At 70.9% G+C, this 16,885-nt stretch carries 14 protein-coding genes and 1 pseudogene; 5 read left to right on the top strand and 10 right to left on the bottom strand.

Features of this window, described 5'->3' with window-relative positions:
* The first annotated feature begins 73 nt into the window (after nt 1-73).
* Nucleotides 74-2,956 (top strand): EAL domain-containing protein, encoded by a 2,883-nt coding sequence (locus IEX89_RS23035; protein WP_188915638.1) that lies wholly within the window; start codon nt 74-76, stop codon nt 2,954-2,956.
* Between the two features lie 7 nt (nt 2,957-2,963).
* On the opposite strand, the gene IEX89_RS23040 is transcribed toward IEX89_RS23035, so the two are convergent.
* Nucleotides 2,964-3,794, bottom strand: a complete 831-nt coding sequence (locus tag IEX89_RS23040) for an OmpA/MotB family protein (protein ID WP_188915639.1) — start codon at nt 3,792-3,794, stop codon at nt 2,964-2,966.
* Nucleotides 3,795-3,828: 34 nt separating this feature from the next.
* On the bottom strand, nt 3,829-4,596 hold the full coding sequence (locus tag IEX89_RS23045; protein WP_188915640.1) for a motility protein A: 768 nt from the start codon (nt 4,594-4,596) through the stop codon (nt 3,829-3,831).
* 231 nt (nt 4,597-4,827) lie between these two features.
* Here IEX89_RS23045 and IEX89_RS23050 point away from each other — a divergent pair, with 231 nt between their 5' ends.
* Nucleotides 4,828-6,603 (top strand): glucan ABC transporter ATP-binding protein/ permease, encoded by a 1,776-nt coding sequence (locus tag IEX89_RS23050; RefSeq protein WP_188915650.1) that lies wholly within the window; start codon nt 4,828-4,830, stop codon nt 6,601-6,603.
* Between the two features lie 7 nt (nt 6,604-6,610).
* On the opposite strand, the gene tolB is transcribed toward IEX89_RS23050, so the two are convergent.
* The 6 genes from tolB to ruvB all read right to left on the bottom strand — a co-directional run bounded on the left by tolB (nt 6,611) and on the right by ruvB (nt 12,154).
* Nucleotides 6,611-7,954 carry a Tol-Pal system beta propeller repeat protein TolB gene (gene tolB / locus IEX89_RS23055; RefSeq protein WP_188915641.1) on the bottom strand — a complete coding sequence of 448 codons (1,344 nt, stop codon included), beginning with the start codon at nt 7,952-7,954 and terminating at the stop codon, nt 6,611-6,613.
* Nucleotides 7,955-8,038: 84 nt separating this feature from the next.
* Nucleotides 8,039-9,202 (bottom strand): cell envelope integrity protein TolA, encoded by a 1,164-nt coding sequence (gene tolA / locus IEX89_RS23060; protein WP_188915642.1) that lies wholly within the window; start codon nt 9,200-9,202, stop codon nt 8,039-8,041.
* Between the two features lie 4 nt (nt 9,203-9,206).
* Nucleotides 9,207-9,653 (bottom strand): ExbD/TolR family protein, encoded by a 447-nt coding sequence (locus tag IEX89_RS23065; RefSeq protein ID WP_188915643.1) that lies wholly within the window; start codon nt 9,651-9,653, stop codon nt 9,207-9,209.
* A 16-nt stretch (nt 9,654-9,669) separates the two neighbouring features.
* Nucleotides 9,670-10,374 carry a protein TolQ gene (gene tolQ / locus IEX89_RS23070; protein ID WP_188915644.1) on the bottom strand — a complete coding sequence of 235 codons (705 nt, stop codon included), beginning with the start codon at nt 10,372-10,374 and terminating at the stop codon, nt 9,670-9,672.
* A gap of 269 nt (nt 10,375-10,643) precedes the next feature.
* On the bottom strand, nt 10,644-11,057 hold the full coding sequence (gene ybgC, locus IEX89_RS23075) for a tol-pal system-associated acyl-CoA thioesterase (protein ID WP_280513934.1): 414 nt from the start codon (nt 11,055-11,057) through the stop codon (nt 10,644-10,646).
* Between the two features lie 47 nt (nt 11,058-11,104).
* Entirely contained in the window at nt 11,105-12,154 is a 1,050-nt protein-coding gene (gene ruvB, locus IEX89_RS23080) for a Holliday junction branch migration DNA helicase RuvB (RefSeq protein ID WP_188915645.1), read from the bottom strand.
* A gap of 298 nt (nt 12,155-12,452) precedes the next feature.
* Here ruvB and IEX89_RS23085 point away from each other — a divergent pair, with 298 nt between their 5' ends.
* Nucleotides 12,453-12,869, top strand: a complete 417-nt coding sequence (locus IEX89_RS23085; protein ID WP_188915646.1) for a hypothetical protein — start codon at nt 12,453-12,455, stop codon at nt 12,867-12,869.
* A gap of 159 nt (nt 12,870-13,028) precedes the next feature.
* On the opposite strand, the gene IEX89_RS23090 is transcribed toward IEX89_RS23085, so the two are convergent.
* Complete coding sequence (locus IEX89_RS23090; protein WP_188915652.1) at nt 13,029-14,285, bottom strand: porin; 1,257 nt, start codon at nt 14,283-14,285, stop codon at nt 13,029-13,031.
* A 76-nt stretch (nt 14,286-14,361) separates the two neighbouring features.
* Here IEX89_RS23090 and folD point away from each other — a divergent pair, with 76 nt between their 5' ends.
* On the top strand, nt 14,362-15,237 hold the full coding sequence (gene folD / locus IEX89_RS23095) for a bifunctional methylenetetrahydrofolate dehydrogenase/methenyltetrahydrofolate cyclohydrolase FolD (RefSeq protein WP_188915647.1): 876 nt from the start codon (nt 14,362-14,364) through the stop codon (nt 15,235-15,237).
* 108 nt (nt 15,238-15,345) lie between these two features.
* Here the strand turns inward: folD and IEX89_RS23100 are convergent, their stop codons facing one another.
* Nucleotides 15,346-15,810 carry a Ros/MucR family transcriptional regulator gene (locus IEX89_RS23100; RefSeq protein ID WP_188915648.1) on the bottom strand — a complete coding sequence of 155 codons (465 nt, stop codon included), beginning with the start codon at nt 15,808-15,810 and terminating at the stop codon, nt 15,346-15,348.
* A gap of 903 nt (nt 15,811-16,713) precedes the next feature.
* Here IEX89_RS23100 and IEX89_RS24560 point away from each other — a divergent pair.
* Nucleotides 16,714-16,885 (top strand): annotated as a pseudogene (locus IEX89_RS24560) (porin); the annotation flags it as partial.

Raw genomic sequence — 16,885 nt, forward strand, 5'->3', positions numbered from 1 at the left:
CCTCCCGCGGCCGGCCGTGTTCCCGAGCCGACGCCCGCGCCGATCAGGCCCGGGCGCACGAGAGTAACGAGCGTTGCGCGTCGCCCAACTCGCCCTCGCCATCCTCCTCTGCGCGCTCGCGCTGATCGGCGCCGCGGCCCCGGCCCTCGCCGTCGACGCGGTGCGGGTGAACCGGGACGCGACGGCGATCGACCTCACCCCCGCCATCGAGCGCTACCGCTCGGACGGCGACGTCATCCAGATCTCCACCGCGCCCGGCGCCGACGGCATCGTCAGGCGCATCGCCGTGAGCGCGCGCGAGGCCGGCACCCGGCCGGACTGGATCGTCTTTGCGCTCACGAACGATGGCGACGAGCAGATCGACCGCCTCCTCGTCGCGCCCCACTTCATCCTGCCGGGCTCCGGGGTGATCTGGCCCGATCTCGGCGCCTCGCGCATCGCCGCCATCACCGCGAGCCAGGGCATCCGCCCCGATCGCGTCGAGGACCCCGAGGCCGATCTCTTCCTGATCACGCTGGATCCCGGCACCACCGTCACCTTCGTCGCCGAGCTGCGCGGGCCGGACGTGCCCCAGCTCCTGCTCTTCGAGGAGGGCGTCTATCGCGACAAGGAGAACGGGCTCACCCTCTACAAGGGCATCATCATCGGCATCGCCGGGCTCTTGGCGCTCTTCCTCACGGTGATCTTCGTCGTCAAGGGCGCGCTGATCTTTCCCGCCGCGGCGGCGCTCGCCTGGGCGGTGCTCGCCTATGCCGGCATCGACTTCGGCTTCTTCGAGCGCGTCTTCCCGCTGGCCGAGGACGCCGAGCGCGTCTACCGCGCCGCCGCCGAGGCGATCCTCGCCGCCACGCTGCTCGTCTTCCTGTTCGCCTATCTCAACCTCAATCGCTGGCACGTGCGCTACGGCCACGTGACGCTCCTGTGGCTCGCCTTCCTCGCCGGCCTCGTCGGGCTCGCCGTGATCGACCCGCCGGTGGCGGCGGGCGTCGCGCGCATCTCGCTCGCCGCGGTCGCCGGCATCGGCTTCGTGCTCGTCCTGCATCTGGCGACCCACGGCTACGATCGCGCGGTGATGCTCATCCCCACCTGGCTCCTGCTCCTCGTGTGGGTGACGGCGGCGGGCTTCACCGTGACCGGCCGCCTCGACGGCGACCTCGTCGCCCCGGCCTTGATCGGCGGGCTCGTCCTCATCGTCATGCTCATCGGCTTCACGGTGATGCAGCACGCCTTCGCCGGGGGCGGGCTCTCCCACGGCTCGGCGAGCGAGGCGGAGCGCCGTGCGCTCGCGCTCTCGGGCTCGGGCGACGTCGTCTTCGACTGGGACGTGGTCTCGGACCGCATCTACGTCTCCCCCGAGGTCGAGAACCTGCTCGGCCTCGACCGCGGCACGCTCACGGGCCCCGCGAAGGACTTCATCGACGCCATTCACCCCTTCGACCGCGATCGTACCGGCGCCGCCCTCGATGCGCTCATCGAGCAGCGGCGCGGGCGCGTGACGCAGGATTTCCGCCTGCGCGCCGCGCAGGGCAGCTATCACTGGTTCCGCCTCAAGGCCCGTCCCGTCGTCGGCACCGACGGCGAGGCGATTCGCATCGTGGGCACGCTCAGTGACGTCACCGAGAACAAGACCTCCGAGGAGCGCCTCCTCGTCGACGCGGTGCACGACAACCTCACGGGCCTGCCCAATCGCCAGCTCTTCGAGGACCGCCTCGACGCCGCCCTCGCCTTCGCGGCTCAGGACCCGAGCCTGCGCCCGGCGGTGCTGATGGTCGACATGGATCGCTTCAAGGCCGTCAACGAGGCCGCGGGCCTCGCCGGCGGTGACGCGATCCTGCTGACCCTCGCGCGGCGGCTCGGGCGCCTCCTGCGCCCGCAGGACACGCTGGCGCGCATGGCGGGCGATTCGTTCGCCGTCATCCTGCTCTCCGAGCGCGACCCCGAGCGCGTCATGGCCTTCGGCGAGATGATGCGCCGGGCGCTGGCGACGCCCGTCACCCATGCCGACCGGGAGATGTTCCTCACCGCCTCCATCGGCGTCGCGCTCCACGACCAGACCGCCGATACCCGCCGCGAGGACGTGATCCGCAAGGCGGAGATCGCCACCGCCCACGCCAAGCGCCAGGGCGGCAACCGCATCGAGATCTTCAAGCCGACGATGCAGACCGGGCGCGACGACCGCCTGACGCTCGCCGCCGACCTGCGCCGGGCGCTGGAGCGCGGCGAGATGCGCGTCGAGTTCCAGGCCGTCGTGCGTCTCGAGGATCGCACGGTGGCCGGCTTCGAGGCGCTGCTGCGCTGGGATCACCCGCGCCTCGGCCGCCTCTCGCCCGCGACCTTCGTGCCCATCGCGGAAGAGACCGGCACGATCGGCTCGCTCTCCGCCTTCCTGCTGGAGCGCGCGGCCCAGGAGCTCGCCGCCTGGCAGAGCGCGCTCGACGTCGAGCCGCCGATGTTCGCCTGCGTCCGCCTGCCCTCGCGTCAGCTCTTGCGCCAGGACTTCCTCAACGAGGTGAAGACCGTGCTCGCCCGCGCGGGCGTCCTCCCCGGCTCGCTCAAGCTCGAGCTCGCCGAGAGCCTCGTCATGGAGAACCCGGAATACGCCGCGCAGATGCTGGCGCGTCTGCGCGACCTCGGCGCCGGGCTCTCGCTCGACGATTTCGGAACGGGCTATTCCTCGCTCGCGTACCTCCAGCGCTTTCCCTTCGACACGATCCGCATCGATCGCTCCTTCGTGCGCGACCTCTCCCGCAACGGCCGCCCGGCGATCCTGCGGGCCATCGTCAAGCTCGCGGGCGAGCTCGGCATGGACGTGGTGGCGGAGGGCGCGGAGACCGAGGAGGAGGCGAACGCCCTCTCCGAGATCGGCTGCGACTACGCGCAGGGGCCCGTCTTCGGCGACCCGATGTCCCCCATCCAGGCGCGCCGCCTCGTCGGCGCGACGCCCGAGGCGGCCTGAGCGCCGATCACGGCCGGAAGCTCGGCGGGATCGGGGGCTCCTCGTGGAGCAGCGTCACGGTCACGCGGCCGTTGGGGGCGATGTAGGGATTGTCCGGGAAGGCCGGCTCGGTGTCCGCCTTGCCCGTGACCGAGGCGAAGCGCTCCTCGGGCATGCCCGCACCGGACAGGATCTCGCGCACGGCGAGCGCGCGCCCCGCCGTCAGGCTCCAGCCGTCGACCTGCGCCGTCTCGCCGGGCCGCATCGCCGCGGTGTGCCCGCGAATTGCGAGCCGGTTCGGCAGGCGCCGGATGACGGGCGCGATCGCCTCGAGCACGAGGCGCGTGCGCTCGTAGGGGTAGACCGAGCCCTCCGGAAACATGGAGCGCCCGTCCTGGTCGACGAGGGAGACGTCGAGCCCCTCCTCCGTCTCCTGGATGACGAGGTTGCGCGAGAGCTCGGCGATCTCCGGCATGTCCTGCAGGGCCTGCCGCAGCGAGGCCGCCGCCGTGCCGAAGCCGCGGTCGAAGGTGACCGAGAACAGCCCGTGCTCCTGGTTGTCGAGCTCGTTGGGCACCGTGTGGTCGGAGGCCTCCTCGGGCTCCACTTGGCGGACGTTCTGGAGCGCGGTGAGCGTCGGCAGGCCGTCCTGCTCGATGATGCCGGAGAAGCGCGTCTCGGGGTTCGTGCCGAAGGCCTCGCGCACGGAGCCCGCGACGACCTGCATCTTGCGCTGATCCTGCGTCGAATAGGCGACCAGGATGACGAAGAAGCTCATCAGGAGCGCCATCAGGTCCGCGAAGGTGACGAACCATGCCGGCGCCCCGACCGGCGCGTCCTGCTTGCGCTTCTTTCCCATGAGCCGTCGACCCGTCCCTCTGTGCGCCGGCGGATCAGGCTTCCGCCATCTCTTCTCGATGGTGCTCGGGCAGGTACGCGGTGAGCATCTCGCGCACGATGGTGGGCGAGCGCTGGTCGCGGATCTGGAGGACGCCGTCGATGATCATGGAGCGCAGCACGTCCTCGGACGTGAGACGCAGGCTCAGCTTGTCGGCGATGGGCAGCGCGATGAGGTTCGCCACGAGCGAGCCGTAGAGCGTGCCCAAGAGCGAGACCGCCATGGCGGGGCCGAGCTTGGAGGGATCCTCCATGTTGGCGAACATCATGATCATGCCCACGACGGTGGAGATCATGCCCCAGGCCGGCGCCACGTCGCCGATGCCGCGCCACACCTTCGAGCCGTCGTCGAGGCGCTGGACGAAATTGTCGCGGTCCTTCTCGAGCGCGTCCTTGATGAAGTCGCGATCGTAGCCGTCGGCGATGTAGCGCAGGCCCTGGGCGAGCGTCGGGTTCTCCACCTTGACGTTCTCGAGCCCCATCGGGCCGGACTTTCGCACCACGTCGGCGACCTGGGTGATCTCCTCCAGCATCGCGCGCGGCGTGGTCTTCTGCATGCTCAGGCCGTAGCGGATGCCCATGGGCAGGCCGCTCATCATGATGGGGAAGGTGAAGCGCACCATCGTGGACGCGAAGGCGCCGCCGACGACGCACACGAGCGCGACCGTGTCGTAGTAGGAGGCGAGGCTCCCACCGCCGATGAGGATCATCCCGAGGACGGTCGCGACGCCGGCGACGAGGCCGAGCGCGGTGGCGAAATCCATGTGTCGTGCTCCGGCGCGGGCGGCATGTCGCCCGGTTCCGCATCGCGCAAACGCTACCGTCATCGTGCTGAAGAAAAGGTTTAGCGCGCCTTCCGGTGACGGGACGCCGCACGCGCCCTAGCTTCCGCGATGCCGCAGCCCTCCCCGCCCGCCTCGGACGAGACCATGAAGACCCAGACCTCGCCCGAACGATCCTCGCCCGACCTGTCATCGCCCGACCTGCCTGCACGGATGCCGCTCTCGCGCGTCCTCGTGCGCACCATCGCCCTGCTCGCCCCCGAGCGGCGCCTCGCGACGACGCTCGCGCTCGCCAACGTGGCGCTCGCGGGGGCGGCCTTCGCCGAGCCCGTCCTGTTCGGGATGATCGTCGACCGTCTGGCGCGGGCGCAGGCGAGCAGCGACGCGGCGGCGTCGCTCGAAGGGCTGGGCCCGCTCCTCGCCGCCTGGGTCGGCTTCGGCTTGTTCACCATCGCTGCCGGCGTCCTCGTGGCACTCCACGCCGATCGCCTCGCGCATCGCCGCCGGCTGGCCGCCATGGCGGATTTCTTCGAGCACGCGCTCGCGCTTCCCCTCGCCTTCCACGCGGGCACGCATTCAGGCCGTGCGCTCAAGGTGATGATCGACGGCGCCGGGGCGCTGTTCGGGCTATGGCTCACCTTCCTGCGCGATCAGGCGGCGGCGCTCGTCGCGGTCGTCGTACTGCTTCCCGCGACGCTCTTCCTCAATTGGCGTCTCGGCCTCGTCCTCGTGGTGCTGGTCCTGGCGAGCGGGCTCCTCACCCACGCGGTGCTGCGCCGCACCGAGCGGATGCAGGGCACGGTGGAGAGCCATCACACCGCGCTCGCGGGCAACGCGTCGGACGCGCTCGGCAACGTCGCCGTCGTCCAGTCCTTCACGCGCATGGACGCGGAGCTGCGCCACATGCGCGGCATCGTGTCGGAGCTCCTCGCGGCGCAGACGCCGGTCCTGTCCTGGTGGGCGATCGCGTCGGTGGCGACGCGCTGCGCCGGGACGCTGACCGTGCTGACGCTGCTTCTGCTCGGCGTCGCGCTCTTCCGCGAGGGGCTCGCGACCATCGGCGAGATCGTCTCCTTCGTGGCCATCGCGACGATGCTGATCGGGCGCCTCGAGCAGCTCGTCTTCTTCACGAACGGCCTCCTCCTCGCCGCGCCGAAGATCGCCGAGCTCTTCGCCGTGCGCGACACGCGCCCCGCCGTCGCCGATCACCCGGGCGCGCGCGAGCCGGGGCGGCTCACGGGCGCCGTCGCCTTCGAGGAGGTATCCTATTCCTACGACGGTGAGCGCCCGGCGGTGCGCGATCTCGCCTTCCGGGTCGAACCCGGCGAGACCATCGCCCTCGTCGGCGAGACGGGGTCGGGCAAGTCGACCGCGCTGTCTCTCCTCCACCGCGCCTTCGACCCGGATGCGGGACGCATCCTCCTCGACGGGCGCGACGCGCGGGACTGGACGCTGGAGGGGCTGCGCCGCAACATCGCCGTCGTCTTCCAGGAGCCGATGCTCTTCGCCCGCTCGCTGCGCGAGAACCTCCTCGTCGGCGCGCCGGAGGCGAGCGATGCCGAGCTCGTCGCGGCGCTCGAGCGCGCGCAGGCCGGCGCCTTCCTCGCCCGCCTGCCGCGGGGGCTCGATACGCAGATCGGGGAGCGCGGCCGGTCGCTGTCCGGGGGCGAGCGCCAGCGCGTCGCCATCGCCCGCGCGCTCCTGAAGGACGCGCCGATCCTCGTCCTCGACGAGGCGACGAGCGCGCTCGACGCCGTCACGGAGGCGCGCCTGAAGGAGGCGCTCGCCGAGGCCATGCGCGGGCGCACCACCTTCGTCATCGCGCACAGGCTCGCGACCGTGCGCGACGCCGATCGCATCCTCGTCCTGCACGAGGGGCGCATCGTCGAGGAGGGGAGCTACGACGCGCTCCTCGCACGCGGCGGGCGCTTCGCGCGCCTCGCCGCCTCGCAGCACCTGCTCCAGCGGCTCGAGACCGAAGAGGCGTGAGCCCGCCTCAGCGCACGTCCGAGAGGAGCGGCGACCAGGTCGGATCGGAGGCGTAGCCCGGCGTGGGGATCGGCACCTCGACCCGGCCGGTGATGTCGACCATGTAGAGCTGCCCGCCGGACTGGCCGCCGGGATCGCGGAAGAAGACGAGATACTGCCCGTTGGGCGCCCAGGCCGGGCTCTCGTTGTGGAAGCCCTCGGTGAGGATGCGCTCGCCCGAGCCGTCGGGGCGCATCACGCCGATGGCGAAGCGCCCGCCCTGCATCTTGGTGAAGGCGATCCAGTCCCCGCGCGGCGACCAGACCGGCTGCGAGTAGGTCCCCTGCCCGAAGGAGATGCGCTGCGGGTTCGAGCCGTCGGCGGCCATCGTGTAGAGCTGCTGCGAGCCGCCGCGGTCGCTCTCGAACACGATCTGCGAGCCGTCCGGCGAGAAGGAGGGCGACGTGTCGATGGCGAGCGTGGAGGTCAGGCGCGTCATCGTGCGCGAGACGAGATCGATGAGGTAGAGGTTCGCGTTTCCGCCCTGCTGGAGCGTCATCACGATGGAGCTGCCGTTGGGCGAGAAGCGCGGGGAGGAGGTCATGTTGGGGAAGTTCCCCACCGCCTGCCGCGCCCCGGTCTCGAGGTTGAGCACCTGCACCCGCGGCTGCTCGCCCGAGACCTGCGCCATGAAGGCGATCTCCTGGGCGCGCGGCGAGAAGCGCGGCGTCACCACCGAGTTGTCGCCCGGCGTCAGGTAGCGCACGTTGGCGCCGTCCTGATCCATGATGGCGAGGCGCTTGAGGCGGTTCTCCTTGGGCCCGGTCTCGTCCACGAAGACGATGCGCGTGTCGAAGAAGCCCGCGAGCCCGGTGATGCGGGTGAAGATCGCATCCGAGATGATGTGGCCGACCCGCCGCCAATTGTTGGGATCGGTGAAATATTGCTGGCCGGTGATCTGCTGGCCCGACTGCACGTCCCAGAGGCGGAACTCGGTGCGCAGGCGACCCTGGCCGTCGCGGGTGACCCGCCCGGTGACGAGGCCCTGCACGCCCGCCTGGCGCCACACGTCGAACTGGGGCGCGGCGTCGAAGGCCGGCGAGCGCTCGGGGAAGCGGCTCTGGTCGAGGGGCGAGAAATAGCCCGAGCGGTTCAGGTTCGCCGCGATGATGCTCGAGATCTGCGGCCCGAGATTGCCCTCGCCCGCGAATTCCGCGACGGCGATGGGCATGGGCTGGAACTGGCCGCCCTGGAGGTCGATGACGAGCTCGGCCCGCGCCGGCGAGGGCGCGAGCGCGGGAACGAGGCCGGCGAGGCCGGCGACCCCGGCGGCGACGAGGCCGATCCGCAGGGCGTTCAGAACGAGGCGCATGGGTCGAGTGTCCGAGATGAGCGGCGCGGTCGGCCGCCGGGAAAGGGTGGGAGGCGCATGACGCGCGCGGCCGTTACGCCGGGGTCACGAATAGAGCGGATTGAAGTTCACCGTCAGGTTCCTCCAGTCCTCGTAATAGGGGGCGAATTGGGCCGGAATCTGGAGCGGCGCGCAGCGGCGCGTGGCGCGCAGCGCCGAATCGGCCACGGACCTGAAGAGCGGGTCGCCCGAATCGTTCGCCACCTGCGGATCGGTGGCGAGGGATCCGTCGGGCGCGAGCGCGATGCGCACCGCCGCCACCGGCGGGTTCTGCAGCGTCTGCGCGGCGATCGGCACGTCCCAGCAGGCGCGCAGCTGCGCGGTGATCAGCCCTACGAGCTGATCGCGCAGGCTCGGGTTGAGGCGCGCGGCGCTGCCCGTCTGGGTGCCCAGGGACGCCGTGCGGCTCACCTGCTCCGCGCTGGCGCCGGTGGAGGCGGCCTCCTCCGTCGAGCGCAGGATGGAGGCGATGTCGGACGGATCGAAGCGATCCGCCTCCTCGGCGACGCGGCTCGCGCGGGCCTCCTCCTCGCGACGGCGCGCCTCGGCGACGCGCGCCGCGTCGGCCCGGTCGCGGGCCTCGCGCTCCTCGCGCTCGCGGCGGGTGCGATCCTCGGCCTCCGCCACGCGACGGCGCTCGGCATCCGCGGCGGCGACGCGCGCCGCGTCCGCGCGCGCCTGGGCCTGCGCGGAGCGCGAGGGCGGCAGCGGGGCCGGCGCATCGGCGACGACCGGTGCCGCGGGCACGGGCTCCGGCGGGGCGGGCGTCGGCTCCGGCACGACGGGCGGCGGCGCGGGCGGCGTCGGCTCGGCCTGCGCCACCGGTGCCGGCGGCGGGGGAGGCGGCGGCGGCGGCTCGCTCGCGGCGGCGACGGGGGTGTCGGCGACCTCCATCTCGGCCGTGCGCGTCGCGGGCGTCTCGGTGTCGCGCTCGGCCTCGCCGGCGGGGCGCAGCTCCTGCCTCTCGGCGACCCGCTCGGCGCGCGGGACGGGCACGGGCAGTACCTCTGCCGCATCCTCCTCGCCGCGGGTGATCTCGGAGAACTGCGCGTCCGTGATCATCTCGACGGGAATGCCCTCCTCCACCGCCGGCAGCTGGGCGACGCCCGAGATCCCGACGAGAGCCGCGACGACGAGCGCCACGTGCGCCACCCCCGACAGGAGGAGGCCCGGCTCGCGAAGGGAGGGGAGGCCGCGCGGGAGGGGCATGGCGCTACTGGGCGTCCGGCAGGGTGACGAGGGCGACGCGGCTGAAGCCGCCTTGGGTGACGAGCGCCATCACCTCGGCGACCCGCCCGTATTCCACGGCGCGATCGCCGCGCACGAAGACGCGGGGCTCCGCCCCCTCCTCGATGCGCGCGGCGATGGCCGAGACGATCTCGGCGTCGTCGATCACGACGTCGTCGAGATAGACGCGGCCCTCGGCGTCGATGGAGAGTGCCACGGGCTTTGCGTCGACGTTGAGCTGGCCGGCGCTCGCCTGCGGCAGGTCGAGGGGCACGCCCGCCGAGAGCAGCGGCGCCGAGACCATGAAGACGATGAGGAGCACCAGCATGACGTCGATGAACGGCGTCATGTTGATCTCGTTGATGGCGCGCGCACGCCCGCGGCGCCTGCGCCGCCCGCCGCCGCCCGTTCCGGGTCCGCCGTGGGAGAACATGATCGCGCGCTCCCGTTCAGGCCGCTTGCGGGGCGTGGGTGGCCTGGGCGAGCCGCTCGTCGACCTGGCGGGCCAGGATCGCGGAGAACTCGTCGGCGAAACCCTCGAGGCGCACCTGCGCCTTGGCGACCTCGGCCTGGAACTTGTTGTAGGCGATGACCGCCGGGATGGCCGCGATCAGGCCGATCGCGGTGGCGAAGAGCGCCTCCGCGATGCCCGGCGCGACGACGGCGAGCGAGGTGTTGTTCGAGCCCGCGATGGCGACGAAGGAGGTCATGACGCCCCAGACCGTGCCGAAGAGGCCGAGATACGGCCCCGCCGAGCCCACGGAGGCGAGGAAGATCAGCTTCGATTCGAGCCGCTCGACCTCGCGCTGGATGGTGACGTCGAGCACCTTGTCGATGCGCGCCGGCAGGCTCGCCACCGAGCGGCCGGAGCCGCCGAAGGAGCGCTTCCATTCGCGCATGGCCGCGACGAAGACGGAGGCGAGGCCCGTCGTCGGGCGCTCCTCCAGCGAGCGGTAGAGCTCCTCGAGGGAGCGTCCCGACCAGAACACCTCCTCGAACCGATCCATCGCCCGGGTCAGGCGCCGGAAGAGCAGCGTCTTGTCGATGATGATCGCCCAGGAATAGACCGAGGCCGCGACGAGCCCGATCATCACGAGCTTCACGACGATGTGCGCCTGCCAGAACAGGCCCCAGAGGGAGAGATCGTGCGGCATCCGCGGATGGTCCTCGAGATCGCCAGGTGACCCCGCCGGCGGCACCGGCGGGTCCGAGCGGGGATCGGCGTTTCCGAACAGGCCTTGATGGCTCGAAACGGCCCCCGCGACCGTGGTTCGCGCCGCAACATGTCGAAAATATGAGCTTTTCCGGGAGGCGCGGCGGCGACGCGCTCCCTGTGTCCGAGGGGACACGATTAAGGTTAAGGCTCCCTTATGGCAGCGTTCGCCGACGACGCCGCACCCCTCGCCGCACCCGTCGTCCGGCGTCAGCCGCCGAGCCGCGCGCGCAGGATCTCGGGGATGCGCGCGGGGCGCCCGGCGCGGACCGCGGCGACGGTGACGTCGGCGGTGAGCAGCACCTCGTCGGCGCGCAGGATGCGCTGCGCCAGCGCGATGGACGCGCCTTTCACGACATCGGTGCGGGTCTCCACCGTGAGGATGTCGTCCATGCGCGCGGGTTTCAGCCAATCGAGGGTCATGCGCCGCACCGCGAAGGCGATGCCCTCGCCGTCCGCGTGGAGCTCCGACTGCGCCACGCCCGCGAGGCGCAGCTGGTCGGTGCGCCCGCGCTCCAGGTACTTCAGGTAATTGGCGTGATAGACGATCCCGGAGAAATCCGTGTCCTCGTAGTAGACGCGAACGCGCAGGCGATGCACGCCGTCCTCGAAGCGGCCCGCGATGGGGACGAGCCCGTCGTCTCCCGCGTCGCGCGGCGTCCGGTCCCCGCTCACTGTTCGTCGCCTGCGGAGAACAGCCCGAACTGCGTCCGGCTCGGGTCGGCCGCGGGCTCCGGCATGCCGAGATGACGGAAGGCGTGGGGGGTGAGCAGGCGCCCGCGCGGCGTGCGCTGCACGAAGCCCTTCTGGATCAGGTAGGGCTCGATGATCTCCTCGATGGCGTCGCGGGGCTCGGAGAGCGCGGCGGCGATGGTCTCGATGCCCACGGGGCCGCCGCCGAAATTCGTGGCGACCATGGTGAGGTACTTGCGGTCCATCACGTCGAGGCCGATCGGATCGACGTCGAGAAGGCCGAGCGCCTTGTCCGCCAGCGCGCGGCCCACCGTCTCGACGTTCTCCACCACGGCGAAGTCGCGCACCCGCCGCAGCAGGCGCCCGGCGATGCGCGGCGTGCCGCGGGCGCGCTTGGCGATCTCGTTGGCGCCCTCGTCCGACATGCCGAGCCCGAGCACCCGCGCGCCGCGCTTGACGATGAGCTCGAGCTCGGAGACGTCGTAGAACTCGAGCCGCACGGGAATGCCGAAGCGGTCGCGCAGCGGCGTCGTCAGCAGGCCCGCGCGCGTCGTCGCGCCCACCAGCGTGAAGGGCGGCAGCTCGATCTTCACCGAGCGCGCCGCCGGCCCCTCGCCGATGATCAGGTCGAGCTGGAAGTCCTCCATGGCCGGATAGAGGATCTCCTCCACCGCCGGGTTCAGGCGGTGGATCTCGTCGATGAACAGGACGTCGCGCTCCTCCAGGTTCGTCAGCTGGGCCGCGAGATCGCCGGCCTTGGCGATGACGGGACCCGAGGTGGAGCGGAAATTCACGCCGAGCTCGCGGGCGATGATCTGCGCGAGCGTGGTCTTGCCCAGCCCCGGCGGTCCCACGAAGAGCACGTGATCGAGCGCGTCGCCCCGCGCCTTCGCCGCGCCGATGAAGACCTGCAGGTTGGCGCGCGCGGCCTTCTGACCGGTGAAGTCGGCGAGCGACAGCGGTCGCAGGGAGGCGTCGATGTCGTCCTCGCGCTTGGCGGGTGAGATGAGGCGGTTCTGTTCGCTCAAGGGGGCGCTCGCTCTCGTGCCGATCACCGCGTTCTACACGCTCGCGGGCACCGCGACAGCCCCGTTCGGCGAGGCGGCTCCATCGCCGATGAAAAAATGCGGCCGGGACACGACGTCGCGCCTCAATGGCCAAGCCTTTGAAAGCACGGCTATTTCCGGGTGCGCACCCAATGCCGGCACCGGTTCCGCGGACACTGCGGAAGAAAATCCCGGAACACGAATCCGCTCGGGTCGTTGGCAGCACATCACGGCGTCGCGGTCCGGCCGCGGCGCGCCCAAGATGAGATGGAGATTATCCATGAAGCGCATTCTTCTCACCTCCGCCGCCGCCCTCTTCCTCGTCGCCCCCGCAGGCGCCCAGACCACCGCTCCCGCGCCGGTCGTCGATTCGGCCCCGGCCGTTCCGGAGACCGCGATCGGCGTCCAGGAGCGTCGTCGCCTGATGACCTCGGACGACGCCACGGCGGCTCCGTCGGGCATGCTGATCGGCGAGCAGTCGGGCAGCTGGTACGTCGACTGCACGGATCCGGGCGTGTCCTGCGAGAACTACGAGGGTCTCGCCACCGGTTCCGTCGGCGGTGCGGCGCCCGACCCGGTCGTCGATTCGGCTCCGGCCGTTCCGGATACCGCCATCGGCGTCCAGGAGCGTCGCCGCCTCAACACCTCGGACGACGCCACGGCGGCTCCGTCCGGCCAGCTGATCGAGCGTCAGTAAGGTCTTCCTCGCCCGCACGAGCGGGCGAACGGATCAAAGCGGAGCCCCGGCCGGAAACGGCCGGGGCTCTTCTCGTATGCGCGCCCGCGCTTGCGGCTCGGGCACGAAAAAGGGCCCCGGCTTTCGCCGAGGCCCCTCTCTCGAACCGTGCAGGACGGATCAGAAGTCGCGCTGGATGCGCAGACGGCCTTCCCAACGCGAACCGTCGTCGTTGGTGACCGGCAGAGCGACGAGCGTGCCGTCGTTGTAGGAACGGAAGGTCACGTCCGCGTCGATCTCGGTGTACACGACGTCGGCCGAGAAGGTGAGGCCGGACACCGGACGCCAGTTGAGGCGGGTACCGAGCTGCCACCAGGTGTAGTCGGCATTGGTGCCGGTCAGGACCGGACCGACAGCCGCGACGGCCGGGACGGCCGGAGCGTCGACTTCACCGTACGAACCCTGGATGTCCTGCCAGATGGTCGGGGTCCAGAAGTGACGGAAGGCGGCCATGATCGACCAGGCCTCGGTCGTCGAGAGCGACGTGCCGGCCGCGTTCAGGTAGGCATCGTTGATGCCGACGCCGAACTCGGTGACGGTCGTCGGCGCGCCGACGTAGGAGGTGGCGCCGTCGGCGTAGGTGGCCTGCAGCCACAGAGCGTCGCCGGCCGCGATCATCGGCAGACGGACGTTCACGCCCGCGCCGATCGCCCAGCCGAGCTCGTCGTCGACCGCGACACCCGCGACGTTGTGACGAACCTGGTGGATCGCACCCATGATCTGGGCCGAACCCCAGCCCTGAGCGACGTTCAGGTTGGCGACGAGGTCGGGAAGCTCCTGACCGCCGTAGACCGGGCCGCCGGCGATGCCGTTACGGCGAGCGCGGCCGTTCTCGACCGCGACCGTCGCGGAGAAGCCCGAGCCGAACGTGGCGGTGTAGGCGAGCAGCTCGACGGACGGGTCGGTCACGCCGGCGGCGCCGCCGGACATGAGGTTGCCGCCGAAGAACGAGAAGAACGACGTGATGCGACCAGCGGTCAGGCCAGCGAACTGGATGAAGCCCTGGTCGAGCTCGGCGACGCCGACGCCGTCAGTGCGGTTCGCATGGACCGCGATGAACGAACGGAGCGTGCCGTACTCCGTCGCCGTGCGCGCGTCGAGAGCGATGCGGCCACGAGCGAAGAAGTTGATGTCGTCCTGCGAGCGATCCGTCGCCGTATCGAGGTTCTCGCCGAACCGATACTCCGCGCGGACGTAGCCGGAGATCTGCAGGCAGGTCTCGGTGCCGGGGATGACGAAGAAGCCCGTGCCGCCGATCGGGGCGTTCGGGCAGGTGCGGACGTACTCGACCGGCGCCGCGGCGCGGACCGGAAGATCGGCAGTCGTCGGGGCCCTCCGATCGCGGATGCGAACGCTTCGTCGCGGGGTTGAAACCAGGGCGTCGACGCGTCATCAGAGGCGCGCGAGCGATCCGGCCCGGGGGCGGCCGGGAGAAAGCCCCGAGGAGAGGCGAATGAGCGCGACCATCATCGACGGCAAGGCCTTCGCCGCCGGCCTGCGGGCGCGCGTCGCCGAGGACGTGCGCGGCCTCGCCGAGCGAGGCATCGCCCCGGGTCTCGCCGTCGTGCTGGTGGGCGAGGACCCGGCGAGCCAGGTCTACGTGCGCAACAAGGCGGCGCAGACGGTGGAGGCGGGCATGCGCTCCTTCCAGCACCGCCTGCCGGCGACGACGAGCCAGGCCGAGCTCCTCGCCCTCGTCCACACGCTCAACGCCGACGACGCGGTGGACGGCATCCTCGTGCAATTGCCGCTGCCCGCGGGGATCGACGCACAGGCGATCATCGAGGCGATCGCGCCGGAGAAGGACGTGGACGGCTTCCATCCCGCGAACGTGGGGCGCCTCGCCACCGGCATGCCCGGCCTCGTGCCCTGCACGCCGCTCGGCGCGTCCATGCTCATCGACAGCGTGCGGCCGGACGTCGCCGGGCTCGAGGCGGTGGTGATCGGGCGCTCGAACATCGTCGGCAAGCCGATGGCGCAGCTCCTTCTCCAGCGCTCCGCCACCGTGACGATCGCCCATTCGCGCACGCGCGACCTCGCGGACGTGTGCCGGCGCGCGGACATCCTGGTCGCGGCGGTGGGCCGGCCGGAGATGGTGCGCGGGGACTGGATCAAGCCGGGCGCCGTCGTCGTCGACGTCGGCATCAACCGCGTGCCGAACCCGCAGGCGGAAGACGGGAAGACGCGGCTCGTGGGCGACGTGGCCTTCGACGAGGCGAAAGAGGTCGCCGGCGCGATCACGCCGGTGCCGGGCGGCGTGGGGCCGATGACGATCGCCTGCCTCCTCGCCAACACGCTGCAGGCGGCGAAGGCGCGACGCGGGCTCTGATCGCGCGCGGCGCCGCCGCATCCGCCGAGCGCCGGAACGAGAAAGGCCGCCCCGGAGGGCGGCCTTTCCCTTGTCGGCAGGGATGATCCGCCGAGAGGCGGGATCCGATCAGGCGACCTTCTTGCGTCCCCGGCCGCGCGCGGCCGTCGTCGTCTCGGGCTCCGCCTTGCGGCGCTGGGCGCCGAGACCCATGGCCTTGGCGAGCTCGGAGCGGGCGCTGGCGTAGTTCGGGGCGACCATGGGGTAGTCCGGAGGAAGGCCCCACTTGGCGCGGTACTGGTCGGGCGTCATGTCGTACTTCGTGCGCAGATGGCGCTTGAGCGACTTGAACTTCTTCCCGTCCTCCAGGCAGATGATGTAGTCCGGCGTGATCGACTTCTTGATCGGCACGGCGGGGACGGGCGCCTCGACGGGCTGCTCGGTCGCGCCGGTCGCGACCTTGTTGAGCGCCGCGTGGACGGCGTCGATCAGGCCGGGCAGCTCGGCGGTCGGCAGCGAGTTGTTGCTGACGTAGGCCGAGACGATCTCGGCGGCGAGCTCGATGTAGTTGTTCGGTTGAGTCGTATCGCTCATTGAGCCGGTCCTAATGCAGAGACAGGGGATCTCAGTGAGCGGCGCTGCATGCGGCGTCTCTCCGAACACCGAATCGCGACCCCGCTCACGCGTCGTCTATGACGTCAGGACTTCGGGGTACGTGAATTTCATCTCGTCGGCAAGTCCTTTTCGAATAGAATACAGAACAAATCCACCGATCCGTCCGCCCCTCACGAGGATGACGCGCGGCTCTTTCGTGGCGGTTTCGTGTCCGCGCCACCCGTTCAAGATGTTCGCCGTCCTTTCGTGGCCCGACAATGCTTGCTCCGCATGGTGCGAGGGCGTCGACGACGCGTCGGAGTCGTTCCGCACGGTGAAACGTCGGAAGCTGAACGCAGTCGAGGCAAGAAGGCCCGTGTCGATCACAGGCATTCCACCGGCGTTCCGCAGGCTGTCTCGTCTCGCGAATCGTCGGGAACACGGAGCGACGGTTCGGCGCCGCAAGAGAACGCGCGTGCGACGACGGGGAGATGCGCCGATTCGTGAGGCGAACGTCTCGGGGCGCCTCACGGCGTGAGGCGTGCCCGTCATGCGGACGCTCCGTTCCGTGGTGCCGATTTCGCGCCCGCGATCGGTCCCCGACCGGGAAAACACGATCTCCCGCGGCGTTTCGGGGGCGGGACCCCGTCATTCTCGTGGCCTTTGTGCAACACAGCGATCCGAAGAGGCCCATCGGGGCGGGCGCGTGCGCAATCGCGCTTGATCGGCGGCGGAGCGCACGGCAAACCTTTTCTCGCGACGGGGGGTCCTCGGTCGCAGCCCGTCGTCGGCGGTACGTTCCGGCGGCGGGTCACAGGGGAAAAGGGACAGCTTTCGAGTCTCGAAGAGTTCTCGTGGCGAAACACCCGGCCCCCCAGGGTCTCGAAACTTTGGAGGTCATCAATGAAGCTCGCCAAGAGCCTTCTCCTCGGGTCTGCCGCGGGTCTCGTCGCGGTCACCGGGGCTCAAGCTGCCGATCTTCCGGTGCGCGCTGCGGCGCCGGTCGAGTACGTCCGCACCTGCCCGAACGCCCCGATCGGCGGCACGGGCTTCTTCGTCGTCCCCGGCACCGAGA

The organism is Salinarimonas ramus (genome assembly GCF_014645695.1).
Classification (GTDB): Bacteria; Pseudomonadota; Alphaproteobacteria; order Rhizobiales; family Beijerinckiaceae; genus Salinarimonas; species Salinarimonas ramus.